Annotated in this window: 14 protein-coding genes; 7 read left to right on the top strand and 7 right to left on the bottom strand. The window is 73.8% G+C overall.

The genetic code is table 11. The annotated features are described in order from the left end of the window. The first annotated feature begins 78 nt into the window (after positions 1-78). From OG309_RS05300 to OG309_RS05310, 3 genes are all read left to right on the top strand, one after another. Complete coding sequence (locus tag OG309_RS05300) at positions 79-873, top strand: SGNH/GDSL hydrolase family protein (RefSeq protein ID WP_329418555.1); 795 nt, start codon at positions 79-81, stop codon at positions 871-873. Positions 874-1,037: 164 nt separating this feature from the next. After that, positions 1,038-2,168 (top strand): serine hydrolase domain-containing protein, encoded by a 1,131-nt coding sequence (locus OG309_RS05305; RefSeq protein WP_329418556.1) that lies wholly within the window; start codon positions 1,038-1,040, stop codon positions 2,166-2,168. 17 nt (positions 2,169-2,185) lie between these two features. Further along, positions 2,186-2,509 carry a GNAT family N-acetyltransferase gene (locus OG309_RS05310; protein WP_443067542.1) on the top strand — a complete coding sequence of 108 codons (324 nt, stop codon included), beginning with the start codon at positions 2,186-2,188 and terminating at the stop codon, positions 2,507-2,509. Positions 2,510-2,524: 15 nt separating this feature from the next. Here the strand turns inward: OG309_RS05310 and OG309_RS05315 are convergent, their stop codons facing one another. From OG309_RS05315 to OG309_RS05335, 5 genes are read right to left on the bottom strand one after another with little or no spacing between them, the layout of a single operon-like run. Further along, positions 2,525-3,343 (bottom strand): ABC transporter ATP-binding protein, encoded by an 819-nt coding sequence (locus OG309_RS05315; protein WP_443067543.1) that lies wholly within the window; start codon positions 3,341-3,343, stop codon positions 2,525-2,527. Continuing rightward, positions 3,340-4,329, bottom strand: coding sequence for an ABC transporter ATP-binding protein (locus OG309_RS05320; protein ID WP_329418557.1), 990 nt, complete (start codon positions 4,327-4,329; stop codon positions 3,340-3,342). Before OG309_RS05320 ends, OG309_RS05315 begins: the two co-directional genes overlap by 4 nt. A gap of 5 nt (positions 4,330-4,334) precedes the next feature. Further along, the gene (locus OG309_RS05325; RefSeq protein ID WP_329418558.1) at positions 4,335-5,225 is read right to left on the bottom strand and encodes an ABC transporter permease; all 891 of its coding nucleotides are present in this window, start codon (positions 5,223-5,225) and stop codon (positions 4,335-4,337) included. Beyond that, entirely contained in the window at positions 5,222-6,175 is a 954-nt protein-coding gene (locus OG309_RS05330; RefSeq protein ID WP_329428156.1) for an ABC transporter permease, read from the bottom strand. Before OG309_RS05330 ends, OG309_RS05325 begins: the two co-directional genes overlap by 4 nt. Before the next feature lie 8 nt (positions 6,176-6,183). Next, positions 6,184-7,812, bottom strand: a complete 1,629-nt coding sequence (locus tag OG309_RS05335; protein WP_329418559.1) for an ABC transporter substrate-binding protein — start codon at positions 7,810-7,812, stop codon at positions 6,184-6,186. A gap of 139 nt (positions 7,813-7,951) precedes the next feature. Between OG309_RS05335 and OG309_RS05340 the strand changes: the two genes are divergently transcribed. Then, a complete protein-coding gene (locus OG309_RS05340; protein ID WP_329418560.1) occupies positions 7,952-9,013 on the top strand; it encodes a LacI family DNA-binding transcriptional regulator in 1,062 nt (353 codons plus the stop codon). A 119-nt stretch (positions 9,014-9,132) separates the two neighbouring features. Here OG309_RS05340 and OG309_RS05345 read toward each other — a convergent pair whose 3' ends face one another. Next, positions 9,133-10,767, bottom strand: a complete 1,635-nt coding sequence (locus tag OG309_RS05345) for an amidohydrolase (RefSeq protein ID WP_329418561.1) — start codon at positions 10,765-10,767, stop codon at positions 9,133-9,135. 146 nt (positions 10,768-10,913) lie between these two features. Here OG309_RS05345 and OG309_RS05350 point away from each other — a divergent pair, with 146 nt between their 5' ends. The 3 genes from OG309_RS05350 (at position 10,914) to OG309_RS05360 (ending at position 15,335) form a co-directional block, all read left to right on the top strand. Further along, entirely contained in the window at positions 10,914-11,624 is a 711-nt protein-coding gene (locus OG309_RS05350) for a TetR/AcrR family transcriptional regulator (RefSeq protein ID WP_329418562.1), read from the top strand. Positions 11,625-11,744: 120 nt separating this feature from the next. Next, positions 11,745-13,133 carry an NAD(P)/FAD-dependent oxidoreductase gene (locus OG309_RS05355; protein ID WP_329418564.1) on the top strand — a complete coding sequence of 463 codons (1,389 nt, stop codon included), beginning with the start codon at positions 11,745-11,747 and terminating at the stop codon, positions 13,131-13,133. A 192-nt stretch (positions 13,134-13,325) separates the two neighbouring features. Continuing rightward, positions 13,326-15,335, top strand: coding sequence for a hypothetical protein (locus OG309_RS05360; protein ID WP_329418566.1), 2,010 nt, complete (start codon positions 13,326-13,328; stop codon positions 15,333-15,335). 57 nt (positions 15,336-15,392) lie between these two features. Here the strand turns inward: OG309_RS05360 and OG309_RS05365 are convergent, their stop codons facing one another. Then, positions 15,393-16,436 carry a M4 family metallopeptidase gene (locus tag OG309_RS05365; RefSeq protein WP_329418568.1) on the bottom strand — a complete coding sequence of 348 codons (1,044 nt, stop codon included), beginning with the start codon at positions 16,434-16,436 and terminating at the stop codon, positions 15,393-15,395. Positions 16,437-16,462: the final 26 nt, after the last annotated feature.

Below are 16,462 nucleotides of genomic sequence, written 5' to 3' on the forward strand. Positions count from 1 at the left end.
CGAATAGGGACATCCATGAGTATCGGGGCGGTCGGCGCCGTGCGCCCGTCCCCCGAGCGAGAGAAGGCGGTCGGTCGCATGACGGTTCAGGCGGGCCCCCGGTACCTGCGGTACGTCGCCCTCGGGGACAGCCAGACGGAAGGCGTCGGCGACGGCGACGACGTCCGGGGCCTGCGCGGCTGGGCGGACCGGCTCGCCGCACTGGTCGCGCGGGAGAGCCCGGAACTCCACTACGCCAACCTGGCCGTACGGGGCCGGCTCGCCGGCCAGGTACGGGCGGAGCAGCTCGGACCGGCGCTCGCGCTGCGCCCGGACCTGGCGAGCGTGGTGGCGGGGGTGAACGACCTGCTGCGGCCGCGGTTCGACGCGGACGAGGTCGCCGGGCACCTGGAGGCGATGTTCGCCGCGCTCACCGGACAGGGCGCCCGGGTCCTGACCCTGACCTTCCCCGACCTCACCCGGCTGATCCCGGCGGCCCGCCCCGTCGCGCCCCGCATCGCCGCGGTCAACGCCCGCATCCGGGAGGCCGCACGCCCCCACGGCGTCACCGTCGTCGAGACCGGCCACCACCCGGTCGTCACCGACCCGCGCCTGTGGAGCACCGACCGGCTCCACGCGTCGCCGCTCGGCCACGAGAGGATCGCCGCCGCGGTCGCCGAGGCCCTCGGCCTCCCCGGCAGCGACGGCTCCTGGTCCCACCCGCTCCCGCCGCCCACCGTCCGCCCGGCGACCGGCCCGCGCGCGGCCGTCGCCGAAGTCGCCTGGGTGGCCTCGTTCCTGACGCCCTGGCTGACGCGCCGGCTGCGCGGCCGTTCGTCGGGCGACGGACGCACGGCGAAGCGACCGGAGCTGCTTCCGGTGGGCGGAGGCTGATCGCGGGAGGGGTGAGGCGTGGACCCCGCGGGCGTCTCAGGGGTGCGTCTCGGGGACGTTCCAGGGTTCCGGTCCGGGTGATCACCGATGGGCAACCACCCGCCCCTCCAGCAGAGTCGACCTTGTCAGCACGACGAAGTCGACTCCGCTCCGGAGGAACCGCGATGCGCATCCGCCACGCCGCCACCGCCCTCGCCCTGGCCACCGCCGTCACCGTCGGCGTCACGGCCCTTCCCGCGACCGCCGCGCCCGCCCCGGGCGGCCCCACCACCACCACCACGGCCACGGCCGCTCCCGCGCGCCCCACCGTCCAGGACATCCTGAGCCGCCTCCCCGACGGCGTCGTGGCGGGCGCCCTGGTCAGACGGGACGGCGTGGGGATCGCCGCCGGACCGGTCACCGCCGACGCGCATTTCCGGATCGGCAGCGCCACCAAGGTGTTCACGAACACGGTGGTGCTCCAGCTCGTCGCCGAGGGCCGCGTCGACCTCGACGCACCGGCACGGCGGTACGTCCCCGGGCTGTTGCCCGCCGGGTACGACCGCGTGACGGTGCGCCGGCTGCTCGACCACACCAGCGGGCTGCCCAAGCCCGCCGCCACCCCCGGCCCGGACGACGGTCCCGGCTGGTGGCTCCGGTCGGTGACGCCCCGCGACACTCTGCGCCGGTCCTTCGCCGAGGCCACCGGCACCCCGCCCGCCCCTGGCTCCGTACAGCAGTACAACGGGCTCAACTCCCTCGTCCTGGGCCTGATCGTCGAGCGGGTCACCGGACACTCCTTCACCCACGAGCTGGAGCGGCGGATCGTCCGGCCGCTGCACCTGCGGCACACGAGCCTGCCCGCGGCCGACGACCTGGGCATGCCCTCGCCGCACGCGCGGGTGTACGTCGGCGGGCAGGACGTGACGGAGCAGAGCCCGTACCCCTGGGCCGAGGGAGGTGTGATCTCCACCGCCGCCGATCTGGACCGCTTCCTCACCGCCCTGTTCCGAGGACGCCTGCTCCCGCCCGCCCAGCAGCGCCTGGTGTTCGCGATACCCGCGGTGCCGAGCGCCGCCGGCAACACCAACTGCGTCGGTCCCGAGGCCTGCTTCAGCGTCGGTGGGCTGATGCGCTACGAGCTGCCGGACCACACCTACGCCTGGGGCAAGACGGGCTCGCGCCCCGGCTGGGACAGCGGGTTCTTCGCCACCCAGGACCTCCGGCACCGCGTCGTGTACTCCCTGAACCCGACGGGGAAGGGTTCACCCCTCCCGCACATCAAGGCGATCGTCACGGCCGCGCTCGGCGACTGACGATCATCCTCGGTACGGTGGCCGGGGTCGCCGGGTTCCAGCTCGGCGGGCGCGGGCTGACCGGCGGCGGGGCGCGGGACGTGCCGACCGCGTACGGGACGGTGCGGGGGCTGCCGCGGCCGGCGCTGCTGGCCCTCCTGGAGCGGCGGCCCGCGGCCCACGAGCTCGTCATGGACGGGATCGCCGTGGACGCCGGGAGGCGGGGTCTCGGCGTCGGCGGGCCGCTGCTCCGCGAGATCGCGGACGTCGCCGCGGAACACGGCTGCCGGCGCGTCCGCCTCGACGTCATCGACGTCACCCCCCGGGCCCGCGCCCTCTACCGGGGGCTGCTCTCCGCGTGAGCGGCGGACCGCCGCTCAGCCCACGGCGGCCCGGGCGCCCGCGATGCGGGCGGGGTCCCAGCCGCGCCGGGGGACGGAGTCCAGGAGCAGGCGCGTGTAGGGGTGTTCCGGGGCGGTGAGGACGCGGGAGGTCGGACCGGACTCCACGATGCGGCCCGAGCGGAGCACCACGAGTTCGTCGGTGATGTGGTGTACCACCGCGAGGTCGTGGGTGACGAAGAGGAAGCCGACTCCGGCCTCGCGCCTGATCCTGCCGAGGAGTTCGAGGATCTGGGCCTGGATGGAGACGTCCAGGGCGGCCACCGCCTCGTCGAGGACGAGGACCCTGGGCTCGGCGGCCAGGGCCCGGGCGATGGCGACGCGCTGCCGCTGGCCGCCGGAGAGGCGGCGCGGGAGGGCGTCCGCCTCGCGGGGGCCGAGGCCGACCTGGTCGAGGAGTTCGGCGACCCGGGCCCGCCGGGCCGCCGGGTCCATCCGGAAGTGCAGCCGCAGCACCTCGTCCACGCAGCCGCCCGCGGTGATCCGGGGGTCGAGGGAGAGGTAGGGGTCCTGGAAGACCATCTGGATCTCGCGGGCCCGGGCCAGCCGTTCGGTCCGGCCGCGGGGGCGGGCGGAGCGGTCGCGGCCGTCGAGGGTGACGGTGCCGGCGTCGGCCCGTTCGAGGCCGACGAGCATGCGGACGGTGGTGGTCTTGCCGCTGCCCGACTCGCCGACGATGCCGAGGGAGGAGCCCGGGGCGAGGGTGAAGGACACGTCGTCGACGGCGGTGTGGTCGCCGTACTCCTTGCGGAGCCCCGTGACGACCAGGCCCTCCCCCTTCACGGTGGTGGTCACAGCAGGATCCCTTCGTCGGCGCGGTGGCAGGCGGCGAGCCCCTCGCCGTGGGCGGTGAGCGCGGGCGCCTCTTCCTCGCAGCGGGGCAGGGCGTGGGGGCAGCGGGCCGCGAAGTGGCAGCCCGGCGGGGCCTCGGAGACGGAGACCGGGCGACCCTCGATGGGGCGGGGGGCGGGCGCGCCGGGCTCGATGCGCGGGGTGCAGGAGAGGAGGCCCGCGGTGTAGGGGTGGCGCGGCCGGTCGAAGAGTTCGCCGGCGGCGCGGGTCTCGACGATGCGGCCGGCGTACATCACGTACACCCGGTCGCAGATGGCGGAGGCCAGTTCCAGGTCGTGGGTGACGAAGAGGAGTCCGGTGCCGCGTTCGGCCTGGAGGCGGGTGAGGATCGAGATGATCTCGGCCTGGGTGGTGACGTCGAGGGCGGTGGTCGGCTCGTCGGCGACGATGAGCGCCGGGTCGCCGGCGAGGGCGGCGGCGATGACCACGCGCTGGAGCATGCCGCCGGAGAACTCGTGGGGACGGCGGCGCAGGGCGCCGCGCGGGTCGCGGATGCCGACGGCGTCGAGGAGCTCCTCCGCGCGGGCGGTGGCCCGGGCGGCGGGGGTGCCGGCGGCGCGCAGGCCCTCGGTGACGAAGTCGCCGACGCGGCGCAGCGGGTTGACGGAGGCACGCGGGTCCTGGAAGACCATGGCGACCTCGCGGGCGCGGACCGCGGAGAGTCCGGCCCGGTCCATGGTGAGGACGTCGCGTCCGCCGACGCGGACCTCGCCGGTGGTGCGGGCGCCGCCGGGCAGCAGGCCGAGGACGCTGCGGCAGGCGACGGACTTGCCGGAGCCGGACTCGCCGACGAGGCCGACGGTCTCGCCGGGGGCGACGGTCAGGGAGACGCCGTCGAGGAGGGGGCGGGCGGCCTGGCCTTCGGGGAGGCGCAGGGTGAGCCGGTCGATCTCCAGGACGGGCCGGGCGTCGTTGCGGGTGTTGCTCATGGGGGTCACCGCTCCCGCTTCGCGATCCGGTCGGCGATGCCCTCGCCGACGATGCCGAACGCCACGACGGCGAGGACGATGCAGACGGACGGCGCGAGCGCGGGCAGCATCGCGCCCTGCTGGAGCGCCGACTGGCCCTCGTTGATCATGGCGCCCCAGTCGGCGGTCGGCGGCTGGACGCCGAAGCCGAGGAAGGAGAGTGCGGCGAGGTCCATCAGGGCGTAGCCGAAGTTCATGGCCGACTGGGCGAGGAGGGTGGGGGTGATGTTGGGCAGCAGGTGGCGCAGGCAGATGGTCCAGCCGGACCAGCCCTGCACGCGGTAGGACTCGATGTACGGGCGGGCCTTCTCCTGGCGGGCGATGCCGCGGACCAGGCGTCCGACGTACGGGGTGTAGGCCACGGCCATGGCGATGACGGGCGCCGTCATGCCGGAGCCGACGACCGCCACCAGCATGATCGCGAGGAGCAGGCCGGGGATGGCGAAGACGAGGTCCATGGACCGGGAGAGGAGGGAGTCCGCCCAGCCGCCGCGCCAGCCGGCGACGACGCCGAGCACGGTGCCGAGGAGGGTGGAGACGGCGACCACGAGGAGCGGGCCGAGGAGTCCGGTGCGGGCTCCGTACATGAGCCGGGACAGGATGTCGCGCCCGGACTGGTCGGTGCCGAGGAGGTGGTCGCCGCCGGTGCCGACGAGGCTCGACGTCAGGTCCATCGCCTCGGGGTCGTACGGGGCGATGAGCGGGGCCAGGGCGGTGACGAGCACGAGGGCGACGAGGAGCAGCACGGCCGCGTTGAACATCGGGCCCTGGCCGAGTGCCCGCAGACGGCGCAGGCCGGGCCGGCGGCGCAGCGCGTCCGTGGGGCCGGCCGCCCCGGGGCTTGCGGTGAGGGTCATGAGGTGCCTTCCCCGAGGAGGGTGAGCCGGGGGTCGATGAGGGGGGCGCAGAGGTCGACGACCAGGTTGACGAGGACGAAGGCCGCGACGCTGAGCAGGGTGACGGCCTGGACCACGGCGAAGTCCTTGGCGCTGACGGACTGCACGAGGAGGGAGCCGATGCCGGGCACGTCGAAGGCGGTCTCGACGACGGAGGTCGTGACGAGGAGTCCGGCGAGCATGGTGCCGCCGACGGTGACGACCGGTCCGAGGCTGTTGCGCAGGACGTGCCGCCGGATCACGGTGCGTCCGGCGACGCCGCGGGCGCGGGAGACGTCGACGTGTTCGCGGCCGAGTTCGTCGAGCATCGCCGAGCGGGTGACGCGGGCGAGGAGTCCGGCGAAGGTGGTGGCGAGGGCGAAGGCCGGCAGCGTGAGGTGGTAGAGGCGTTCGCCGAGGCCTTCCGGGGTGCCGCCGGGCCCCGGGAACCAGCCGAGGTTCACGGAGAACAGCGAGACCAGGCCGATGGCGCTGACGAACGAGGGGGTGGCCGTGGCGACGCCGGTGGCGATGAGGACGAGCCGGTCGAGGAAGCCGGGGCGCAGCGCGGCCAGCATGCCCGCCGCCACGCCGCCGACGGCGACGAGGACGGCGGAGTAGCCGACGAGCAGCACGGTGCCGGTGAGCCGGGAGGCGAGCAGGGCCGAGACGTCCTGGTGGTACTGGGCGGAGCGCCCGAAGTCGCCGTGGAGCGCGCCGCCGAGCCACTTGGCGTACTGGACGGCGAGCGGGTCGTCGAGGTGGTACTCGGCCCGCAGCGCGGCCACGGTCTCGGGGGTCGCCGGGCGGCCGTGCAGCAGGAAGGAGACGGGGTCGCCGGGTGCGAGGTGCACGCTGGCGAAGACCACGAAGGAGGTGACCAGGAGGACGGCGAGGAGTCCGGCGAACCGGCCGAGGAAGTAGCGGAGCATGCCGTTCATCAGGAGGCGGCACCGATCGTCGCGGCCCAGGGGTAGTAGAGCTGGGCGATGCCGGTGGGGGCGCCCGTGACGCGGCTGCCGAGGAAGACGGAGTACGGGGCCTCGTAGATCGGGATGACGGGCAGCTCGCGCACCGCGATCTTCTGGAGCTCGGCGGTGAGGTCGGAGCGGGCGCCCGGGTCGACGGCGGTGTTGGCGCGGTCGAAGGCGGCGTCGTAGACGGGGTCGGACCAGTTGCCGTAGTTCCCGAAGTCGCCGGTGCGCAGGTACTGGTAGAACTCCAGCGGGTCCGGGGTGTTGTCGTAGCCGTTGGTGATGACCAGGTCGAGGCCCTTGCGGGCGTTCTTGTCGACGAAGATGCTGCTGTACGCCTCGGGCGAGACGGACTTGAGCTGGACGTCGAGGCCGATCTGGCGGCCGGCGGCCTGCACGGCGTTGGCGACGACGCTGATCTCGGGGGCGAGGGTGCTGGTCACCAGGGTGACCTTCTTGCCGGTGGCGCCGGCCTGGTCCACGAGTTCCTTGGCGGCGGCGACGTCGTAGACGGGCTCGGGCAGCTCGTTGAAGTACTTCTCGGTGCGCTCGGGGAGGAGCGACCAGGCGCCACGGGCGGTGGGGGCCTTGGCGGGGACGCCGATGCCACCGGCGGCGGCCTTGATGATGTTCTTGCGGTCGAGCGCCATGGACAGCGCCTGGCGCACCTTCAGGTCGCCGAGGGTGCCCTTGAAGTCGAGGACGGCCAGGTTGGCGGCGGCGGTGTTGGGGCCGAAGTACAGCTTGCCCTTGCTGGTCGTGCGCAGCTGGGCGAGGGAGGACGAGGGGACCATGTAGCCGCCGTCGGCGGTGCCGGACAGGAAGGTGTTGGTCCGGGCGGAGGGATCCTCGACGAAGGTGAAGCGGACCGTGTCGGTCTTCGGCGTCAGCTTCGGGTCCCAGTACGCGGGGTGCTTCTTCAGGGTGATGGACTCGCCCTGCTGCCACTTGTCCAGCGCGTAGGGGCCGGTGCAGTTGACCTTGCCGCCGGGGACGCCGTACTCCTTGCCGGCCTTCGCGAGGAAGGCGGCGCTCTCGATGGTGCCGGGCGAGGCGGCCATGAGCTCGTTCAGGAGGACGTCGGGCCTGGTGAGCCGGAGGGTGACCTGGAGGGGGCCGGTCTTCTCGATCGCCTTGACGTTCTTGAAGGCGGATCCCCAGGGGGAGCCGGTGGCCGGGTCCATCTGGCGCTTGAGGGAGGCGACGACGTCGTCGGCGGTCATGATGGTGCCGTCGTGGAACCGCACGCCGGGACGCAGGGTGTACACCCACGACGTCGGGTCGGGGTTCTCCCACTTGACGGCGAGACCGGGCTCGATCTTCAGGTCGGGGGTGACCCGCAGGAGCTGCTCGCAGACGTTGGCGAGGACCGTGTTCGGCGGGTAGTCGAAGGCCTGGGCGTAGTCGAGCGTGTACGGCTCGGCGTACAGCGACCACGTCAGGGAGGACAGCCGGCCCTTCGCCGCGGGGGAGGTCGGCGTGACCGTGTACGCGGCGGAGCCGGAGGCCGGCTTGGTGGCGCCGGAACAGCCGGTCGCCACGACGGCGAGGGCCGCGGTACAGGCGAGGGCGGCGAGGAGTCTGGGCGTGCGCAAGGAGACCCACCCCTTTACGGGTGTAGAGACGTGCACTGGGGATGGTGGGGGATGGAGCGAGTATTGATGCGGGAACGTTCCCGCACAAGACTTTGCGGGAACGGTTTTGCAATGGTCACGGAGGTGGCAGCATCGGGCTGTGACCACACGTGAACAGCTCGGAGGGCATGCCGGGGACAGGCCCGGCGTCACCGGCGCGCGACCGTCCGGGCCCCGGGTCCGGCTCGTCGACGTGGCCCGCGAGGCCGGGCTCTCGAAGACGACCGTCTCCGCGGCGCTGAACGGCACCGGGCGCCTCTCCCCCGCCGTGCGGGAGAAGGCGCGCGAGACCGCGCGGCGGATGGGCTACCGCCCCAACGCCACCGCCCGGCAGCTGCGCGCCGGGCGGGCCCGGCTGATCGGCTACGTCGTGGGCGAGTTCGCCGGACAACCCTGGACCTACCTGGACTCGCCGTACTTCGCCCAGCTGACCAGCGCCACCGCGGCCGCCGCCCTGAGGCACGGCTACGCGATGGTGATGCTGCCCGCGGGGACGCTGCAGCGGGAGTGGGCCGATCTGCCCCTGGAGGCGGTGATCGTCGCCGACCCCGTCGAGGACGATCCCCTCGTCGAGGACTTCCTCGCCGCCCGCATCCCGGTCTTCAGCGACGCGTCGGTCGCGGACCGGACTGGCGCGTACTGGGTCGACATCGACACGGAGGCCGCGGTACGGGACTCCCTGGACCACCTGCGGGAGCGGGGTGCCCGGCGGACCGCGCTCGTCCTGCCGGACAGCACGACCCGCTTCCACCGGCACGTCCACGCCGCCTACCGCGCCTGGTGCGCCCGGCACGGCGCCGAGGAGCTGGTCACCCTGGTGCCCGCCCCCGGCAACGGGCCGGTGATCCGGTCCGTCGAGGAGGCCCTGGGCGCCGACCCCCGGCCCGACGGGCTGTTCGTGGTGGCCGAGGCCAGCCCCCCGCTGGTCCTGGACGCGGCGCGGCGGCTCGGCCTCACGGTGCCCGGGGACGTGCGGGTGGTGTGCGTCAGCGAGGACAGCACCGCCGCCCACGCCGACCCGCCGGTCAGCACGCTGAGCCTGCGCCCGGCCGAGGTCGCCGAGGCGGGCCTGACGCTGCTGGTGTCCGCCCTGGAGGACGGAGGCAGCACCCCCCCGGGCGTGCTGCTCTCCGCCCGGCTCAGGGTGCGGGCCTCGTCGTGACGACGGCCGGGCCACGGCCCCGCCGTCGGGAGGTGCCGTGACCGTCGCCCGGGGCGCGCGGGGCCCCGCGACCCCGCGCGGCACCGCTCGTCGTTCCCGTCCGACCGCCACGACGCCCCCTAGCCCGCGTACACGCGGGTGCCGCCGACGAAGGTCTGCTCCACGCGCGCCTCGGCGATCTCCCCGGCCGGTCCGGTGAGGATGTCGCGGTCGAGGACGACGAGGTCCGCGAGGTACCCGGCGCGCAGGCTGCCGGCCTCGTCGTGACCGCCGACGTGCGCGGAGCCGGCCGTGTAGGCGGCGAGGGCGGTGGTGAGGTCGAGGCGCTGCTCGGGCAGGAAGACCCGGCCGTCGGTGGCGCCGGGCTCGGCCCGGTTGACGGCCACGTGCAGACCGGCGAGCGGGTCGGGGCTGCTGACCGGCCAGTCGCTGCCGGCCACCAGCGTGGCGCCGGCCCGGACCAGGTCGCCGAACGGGTACTGCCAGGCGGCGCGCTCGGGGCCGAGGAACGGGATCGTCAGCTCGTCCATCTGCGGCTCGTGCGCGGCCCACAGGGGCTGGATGTTGGCGAGCGCGCCGAGCCGGGCGAAGCGGGCGACGTCCTCGGGGTGCACGACCTGAAGGTGGGCCAGGTGGTGGCGGTTGCCGCGGCGCCCGTTCGCCTCGATCGCGGCCTCGACCGCGTTCAGGGCCTCGCGGACGGCACGGTCGCCGAGCGCGTGGAAGTGCACCTGGAAGTCGAGGGCGTCGAGCTCGGTGACGTAACCGCGCAGCGCCTCGGGGTCGACGAAGCTCAGCCCGGTGTTCGCCGTCGCGCAGCCACAGGCGTCGAGGTAGGGGCTGGTCATGGCGGCGGTGAAGTTCTCGGCGACGCCGTCCTGCATGATCTTCACCGAGCCGGCCCGGAAGCGCCCGTGGCTCGACTTCGCGCGCCGCTCGACGAGTTCGGGGATCTGCTCGGCGCCGCGCGCCCGGTCCCACCACAGCGCGCCGCTGACGCGGGCGGTGAGGGAGCCGTCGCGGGCGGCGGCGAGATAGGCGTCGGAGGGGTCGGCGATCCCGCTGAAGGAGCCGAGGAGGGCGTCCTGCCAGCCGGTGATGCCGAGCGAGTGCAGCATCGCCTGGGCGCGCAGCAGTCCGTCGAGGCGGTCGGCCTCGGTGCTCGGCGGGACGAGCCGCTGGACGAGGGCGACCGCGCCCTCCTGGAGGACGCCGCTCGGGGTCCCGTCGGCCTCGCGCTCGATGCGGCCGTCGGCCGGGTCGGGGGTCTCGGCGGTGATCCCGGCGAGCTCCAGGGCACGGGAGTTGGCCCAGGCGCCGTGGTGGTCGCGGTTGACCAGGAGCACGGGCCGGTCGGCGACCAGCTCGTCGAGCAGCCGCCGGGAGGGCAGCCCGCCCTCGAAGCTCTCCATCGACCAGCCACCGCCGGTGATCCAGGCGCGGTCGGGATGGGCGGCCGCGTAGGCACCGATGATCCGCAGGTAGTCGTCGACGCCGGTGGTGCCGGTGAGGTCGCACTCGGCCATCTCCATCCCGCCGGAGACGGCGTGGATGTGGGCGTCCTGGAAGCCCGGTATCAGCAGCTTGCCGGCCAGGTCGACGACTTCGGTCCGCGGCCCGATCAGGTCGCGGACCTCGTCGTGGCCGACGGCGATGATCCGCTCGCCGACGACGGCGAGGGAGGTGGCCCGGGTACGGGCGGGGTCGCCCGTGAAGACGGGGCCACCGGTGAAGACCAGGTCGGCCGTGCTCATGTACGTACTCCTGGGAGGGTGAGGGGGCCAGGGCCGTGTGCCGCCCTGGGCCGCCGGACGGGCCCCGAGGCGGGGCCGGTGCGAGGGGCGTCATGCAACCGCTGTGACGGTTCACACGTCAAGGGCGTTGTCATAAGGTCGGCGGCATGGCCGAACGAGTGGTGCCGGAGAACCGGCGACAGCGCAGGCGCCCCACCAAGCAGGGCACCGTCCTTTCCGAGCGGATCATCATCGAGACCGCGTTGCGGCTCGTCGCGCAGCACGGTGCGGAAGCGCTGTCGGTGCGGCGGCTCGGCGCCGCGCTGGGTGCCGACCCGAGCGCGCTGTACCGCTACTTCCGCAACACCGACGACCTGCTCCTGGCCCTCGCCGACGAGCTGATCGGCGTGGCCCAGCGGGGCTGGCGGGCCACCGGCGACTGGCGGGCCGACCTGCGGGACATCGCGCTGCGCATCCACGCCGCCTATCTGGCCAATCCGCAGGCCGCGGCGCTCGCGGCACACCGCACGACGGGGCGCGAGCACGAGACCCGGGCGGTGGAGGCGATCCTCTCGGTGCTGCGCGGGGTGGGCTTCCCGGACGCGGAGGCCGTGCGGATCTACCACGCGTTCGTGGACCAGGCGCTCGCCTTCGCGGCCCTGGACGCGGCCGCCCTCGCCCTGCCGGAGCCCGCCCGGGAGGCCGACGAGCAGGTCTGGCACGCGGCCTACGGGAAGCTGTCGGCCGCCACCCACCCGCATGTCGCCGCGACGTATCCGCTGCTCGCGGCGGACATGAGCGAGAGCGGGCACCCGTTCGCGCTGGAGCTGATGCTGGACGCGGTCGGCGCCCGGCTCGCGGCGCACGGCACGGGGTGAGCGGGGCGGGGCCGGCCGAGCGGGTCTTACGTCAACACCATTGACGCAAAATCGCCTGGCCGGTTCTCATGGCGGCACTTCGGAGGCCCGTACCTCCGCGATCCGAAGGAGCCCCGCCCCATGGACCCCGTGCACTCGCTCCGCGACGCCTCACCCGCCCCGTTCTGGCTGGACCGGCCGGGCAGGCCGCAGGCCTCCCCCGCCCTCGTCGGCCCCACCGACTGCGACCTGCTGGTCGTCGGCGGCGGCTACACCGGGCTGTGGACCGCGCTGATCGCCAAGGAGCGCGACCCGTCCGCCGACGTGGTCGTCATCGAGGCGGACCAGGTCGGCGGCGCCGCCTCCGGCCGCAACGGCGGCTTCTGCGAGTCGAGCCTCACGCACGGACTGGGCAACGGCATCGCGCGCTGGCCGGACGAGATCGGGCGCCTGGAGCGCCTCGGCCGGGAGAACCTGCGGGCCATGCAGGACACGATCGAGCGCTACGGGATCGACTGCGACTGGGAGCGCACCGGCTCCCTCGCCGTGGCGACCGAGCCGTACCAGCTCGAAGGCCTGGCGGAGGAGGCCGAGACCGCCCGGCGGTACGGCGGGGAACCGACCCTGCTCGACGAGTCCGCCGTCCGCGCCGAGATCGACTCCCCGACCTTCCTCGGCGGCCTGTGGAACAAGGACGACGTGGCCATGGTCGACCCCGCCAAGCTGGCCTGGGGCCTGAAGCGGGCCTGCCAGGAGCTGGACGTCCGCGTCTACGAGCACACCCCGGGAACCGGGCTCGCCGAGGACGGCGCCCGGGTCGCCGTCACCACCCCGTACGGCCGGGTGCGCGCCCGCCGGGTCGCGCTCGCCACCAACGCGTACCCCTCACTGCTGCGCCGGCACCGCCCGTACACCGTCCCGGTCTACGACTACGCTCTGATGACCGAACCCCTGACGGAGGACCAACTCGCCTCCGTGGGCTGGAAGAACCGGCAGGGCTGGGCCGACTGCGCCAACAGCTTCCACTACGTGCGGCTCTCCGCCGACAACCGGATCCTGTGGGGCGGTTACGACGCCGTCCACCGCCGTGACGTGCGGGCCGAGCACGACCAGCGGCCCGCGTCCTTCGCCACCCTCGCCCGGCACTTCTTCACGACCTTCCCGCAGCTCGCAGGGGTGCGCTTCAGCCACGCCTGGGGCGGTGCCATCGACACCAGCACGCGCTTCTGCGTCTTCTTCGACACCAGCCACCGCGGCAAGGTCGCCTATGCGGCCGGCTACACGGGCCTGGGCGTCGGCGCCACCCGCTTCGGCGCGGAGGTCATGCTCGACCTGCTGGCCGGACAGCGCACCGAGCGCACCTCCCTGGAGCTCGTCCGCCGCAAGCCGCTGCCTTTCCCGCCCGAGCCGATGCGCTCGGTGGGCATCGGCATCACCCAGTGGGCCCTGGCCCGCGCCGACGCCCACGAAGGCCGCCGCAACCTGTGGCTGCGGACCCTGGACCGTGCCGGACTCGGCTTCGGCAGCTGACACCCACACCACCCCGCACCACCTGCACCACCTGGGCCCCCCACGCCACCCGCACCCCGTGCACCACCGCAAGGGCGTGCGCTGAAGGACGTCGGCGGTGACGGCGGGGCCACGGCGGCGAGACTCTCGCGCATGATCGGTAACGTGCCTTCGGTACCCGTTCCTCTTCCACCGATCACACGGGACCTGACCATGAATCAATCCCAAGGCCCTGCCCGGGGCGTAGTGGCGCTGCTCGCCACGGTCTTCGCCCTGGTCCTGACCCTCGTGTCGCCCGTCGCGCCCGCGCGCGCCGCCGGCACCGCCGACTGCGCCGGCGCGGGCGTGGAGCGCTTCGGCTCCGCCTCGCTGACCGGCGCGATCGTCGGCGCCACCGTGCACGAGGGCACCGCCTACGTCGTCACCCGGGGCGTCAAGCCGCCGGTGCTCGCCGCGTACGACCTCGCGACCCGCAGAGTCGTCCGCGAGACCCCGATACCCGACGGTCCGGAGACCGGCGAGCCGGAGGGCGCGTGGGCCACCACCGTCTCGAACGGCAAGATCTACGTCGGCACCTACCCCGTACCGGACCTGTACCGCTACGACCCCGCGACCGGCCAGATCAAGCGGGTCGCGTCGTTCGGCAAGAGCGGCGGCTTCATCTGGAGCCTCGCCACCGCACCCGACGGCAAGGTCTACGCGGGCACGTACCCCGACGGCACGGTGTGGGAGTTCGACCCCGCCACCGGTGCCAAGCGCAGCTTCGGCGAACTCGCCCCGAACGAGCGCTACGCGCGGGGCGTGGACGTCGACGCCACCTACGTCTACGCGGCCCTGTCCGACACCAAGAAGCTGGTGTCGATCAACCGGTCCACCGGCGCCGTCAAGACCCTGGCCACGAGCCCCTCCGGCTTCTCCACGGTCTCCATCGGCCGCACCCGGGTGCGGGCAGGAGCGGGCAACACGCTGTACGACGTGAAGACCGACGGCACCGACCTGCGCACCGTGAACGTGGGCGCCTCGATCGACTCGATCGGCCTGGCCCCCGACCACACGGCGTACCTCTCGACCCGCCCGAACGGCGAGATCTTCCGGTACCGCACGTCCGAACCCCTGGAGTCGCTGGGCATCCCGCGCTCCAAGGAGGAGACCCGCGGCGTGTTCCTCGACGGCACCACGCTGACCGGCTTCTCCGGGAGCGGCGGCGTGTGGACGATGGACGTCACCACCAAGCAGTCCGACTACGTCAACCTGCTGGACGCCGGGCTCACCGGCGGCGCGGAGCGCCCCCAGTCGATCCTGTGGGACGCGGACCGCGGGAACGTCTGGGTCGGCGGCCACTTCTCCTTCACGGTCCACACGCCCGCCACGGGCGCCAGGACCAACATCTGGGTGCCCGGCGAGCCCAAGGCGCTGGCCCGCCGCGGGGACAAGCTCTACGCGGCGATCTACCCGAGCAGCGAGGTCGTCGAACTCGACCTGGCGGACCCGCGGGCTCCCCTGCGCTCCCTCGGCTACCTGGGCAACGGCCAGGCACGCCCGTGGGACATGGAGTACGACCCGGCCACCGACCGGCTGCTCATCGCCAGCGCGCCGCTCGGCACCAGCACCCAGGGCGCGCTGTCCGTCGTCGACCCCGTCACGGGCGACAAGCAGGTGTACGTGAACGTCATCCCGAACGAGAGCCTGATGAGCCTCAGCCTGGGCCCGGACGGGATCGTCTACCTGGGCGGCGACGTCCGGGGCGGCGGCGGGGGCGACCCGGCGGGGTGGAACAGCGCGGCGAGCGTCGCGGCCTTCGACCTGGCCACGCGTACCGTCACGTGGGAGCTCGACCCGGTCGCGGGCAGCGAGACGATCCAGGACGTCAAGGTCCACGACGGCATCCTGTACGGCGTGTTCAAGCGGGACGCCGGGTGGTTCACGATGGATCTGGCGACCCGCCGGGTCCTCGGCAAGGGCGCTCTGCCCGGGTACGGCGAGATCGAGGTGCACCAGGGCACGGTGTTCACGTCGACGTACTTCGGCGGCGGCAACGTGCATCAGCTCGGCCCCGGCCTGACGGCTCCGAAGCTGGTGGCCACGGGCCTCGGCGACAACTGGTACACCAACCCGCAGCTGGCCTTCGAGCCGTCCGGCTGGCACGCCTGGGCGCTGGTCGGCCGTGACCTGGCACGGCTGCGGCTCGACCCGGGGTGCCCGGTGCTGACCGTCACTCCGTGACACGGCGGGGGCCGTGCCGGACGGCACGGCCCCCCTTTCTTCCGTCGGCCGGCGGCGTCAGATCCCGGGAATCGCGCGGGCCTTGAACGCGGCGCGGACGGCGTTCGCCGCGGCCGGGCCGTACATCCGCTGGGCCGTCGCGATCGTCTTCGTCGCCGCGTCCGAGAAGGAGGTGTCGGGCGCGAAGCCGAACTGCGCGTTCACGATGATCCGGTCGGCGGTCCGGGCCCCGAGGGCGCCGCGGATGTCCCACAGGGCGCGGGACCAGATCTCGCCGTCGGCGTGCACCTCGCCGACCCGGTCCGCGTACGTCTTGTTCCCGTCGACGCGGCGCAGGCAGTGCGGGGCGGTGCTGTACGGGACGGAGTCCCAGTCGCCGACGCAGGCGAGGTCCGTCCTGACCGGCCAGCCGTAGCGGGCGGCCGCGTGGCTGCCGACCTCGACGGCCAGGTAGTCGCCGAAGGCCTCGCCGATCGCGCCCCCTTCGGGGGAGCTGCCGAAGCCGGGGACCTGGGCCTCGTGCACGGCGTGCCCGTACTCGTGCACGATCACCTCGGCGTCCTCGGCGTCGTCGACGCCGCCCTTGCCGAAGCGGATCTCGTCCTTCTTGTCGGTGAAGAAGGAGTTGTCCGAGCCCCACTGGTTGAGCCGTACGGCCTGCGGGCGGTCGTTGGCGCCGGGCAGCTCGCTGCCGAAGCCGAGGCCCTGGAGGTACTCCTGGGACTCGTTGACCCAGAAGTAGGCCATCACCTGCTCGAACTGGTCGTCGCGCCGGTTGTACGCGCCGGCGTCGGCGGTCTTCGCGGGGGCGCCCGTCTCGGACCTGATGGACGCCCAGCGCCCGGAGAGCGCGCCGCTGCCGTCGAGGTTGCGCAGCTCGGCGGTGGTGTAGGCGGAGGCGGGCACCGCGTCGGCGGAGTCCTTGGCGTCGGCGAGCGTCTGGTCGCCCGAGGACTGCACCGGGTTGACCATGAAGACGCGTGCCTGCGGGCCGCCGGCGGCGGGTGCGGGCGCGGCGGCCGTGGCCGTCGTGAGCGGGGCGGTCAGTGCCACGGTGGCGGTGGCCGCGGCGATCAGGCCGCGGGTTGTGCGGCGTGCCATCAACGTCCTCCCGTTGGGGGATGTGA

Source organism: Streptomyces sp. NBC_01268 (assembly GCF_036240795.1).
In the GTDB taxonomy this organism is placed as follows: domain Bacteria; phylum Actinomycetota; class Actinomycetes; order Streptomycetales; family Streptomycetaceae; genus Streptomyces.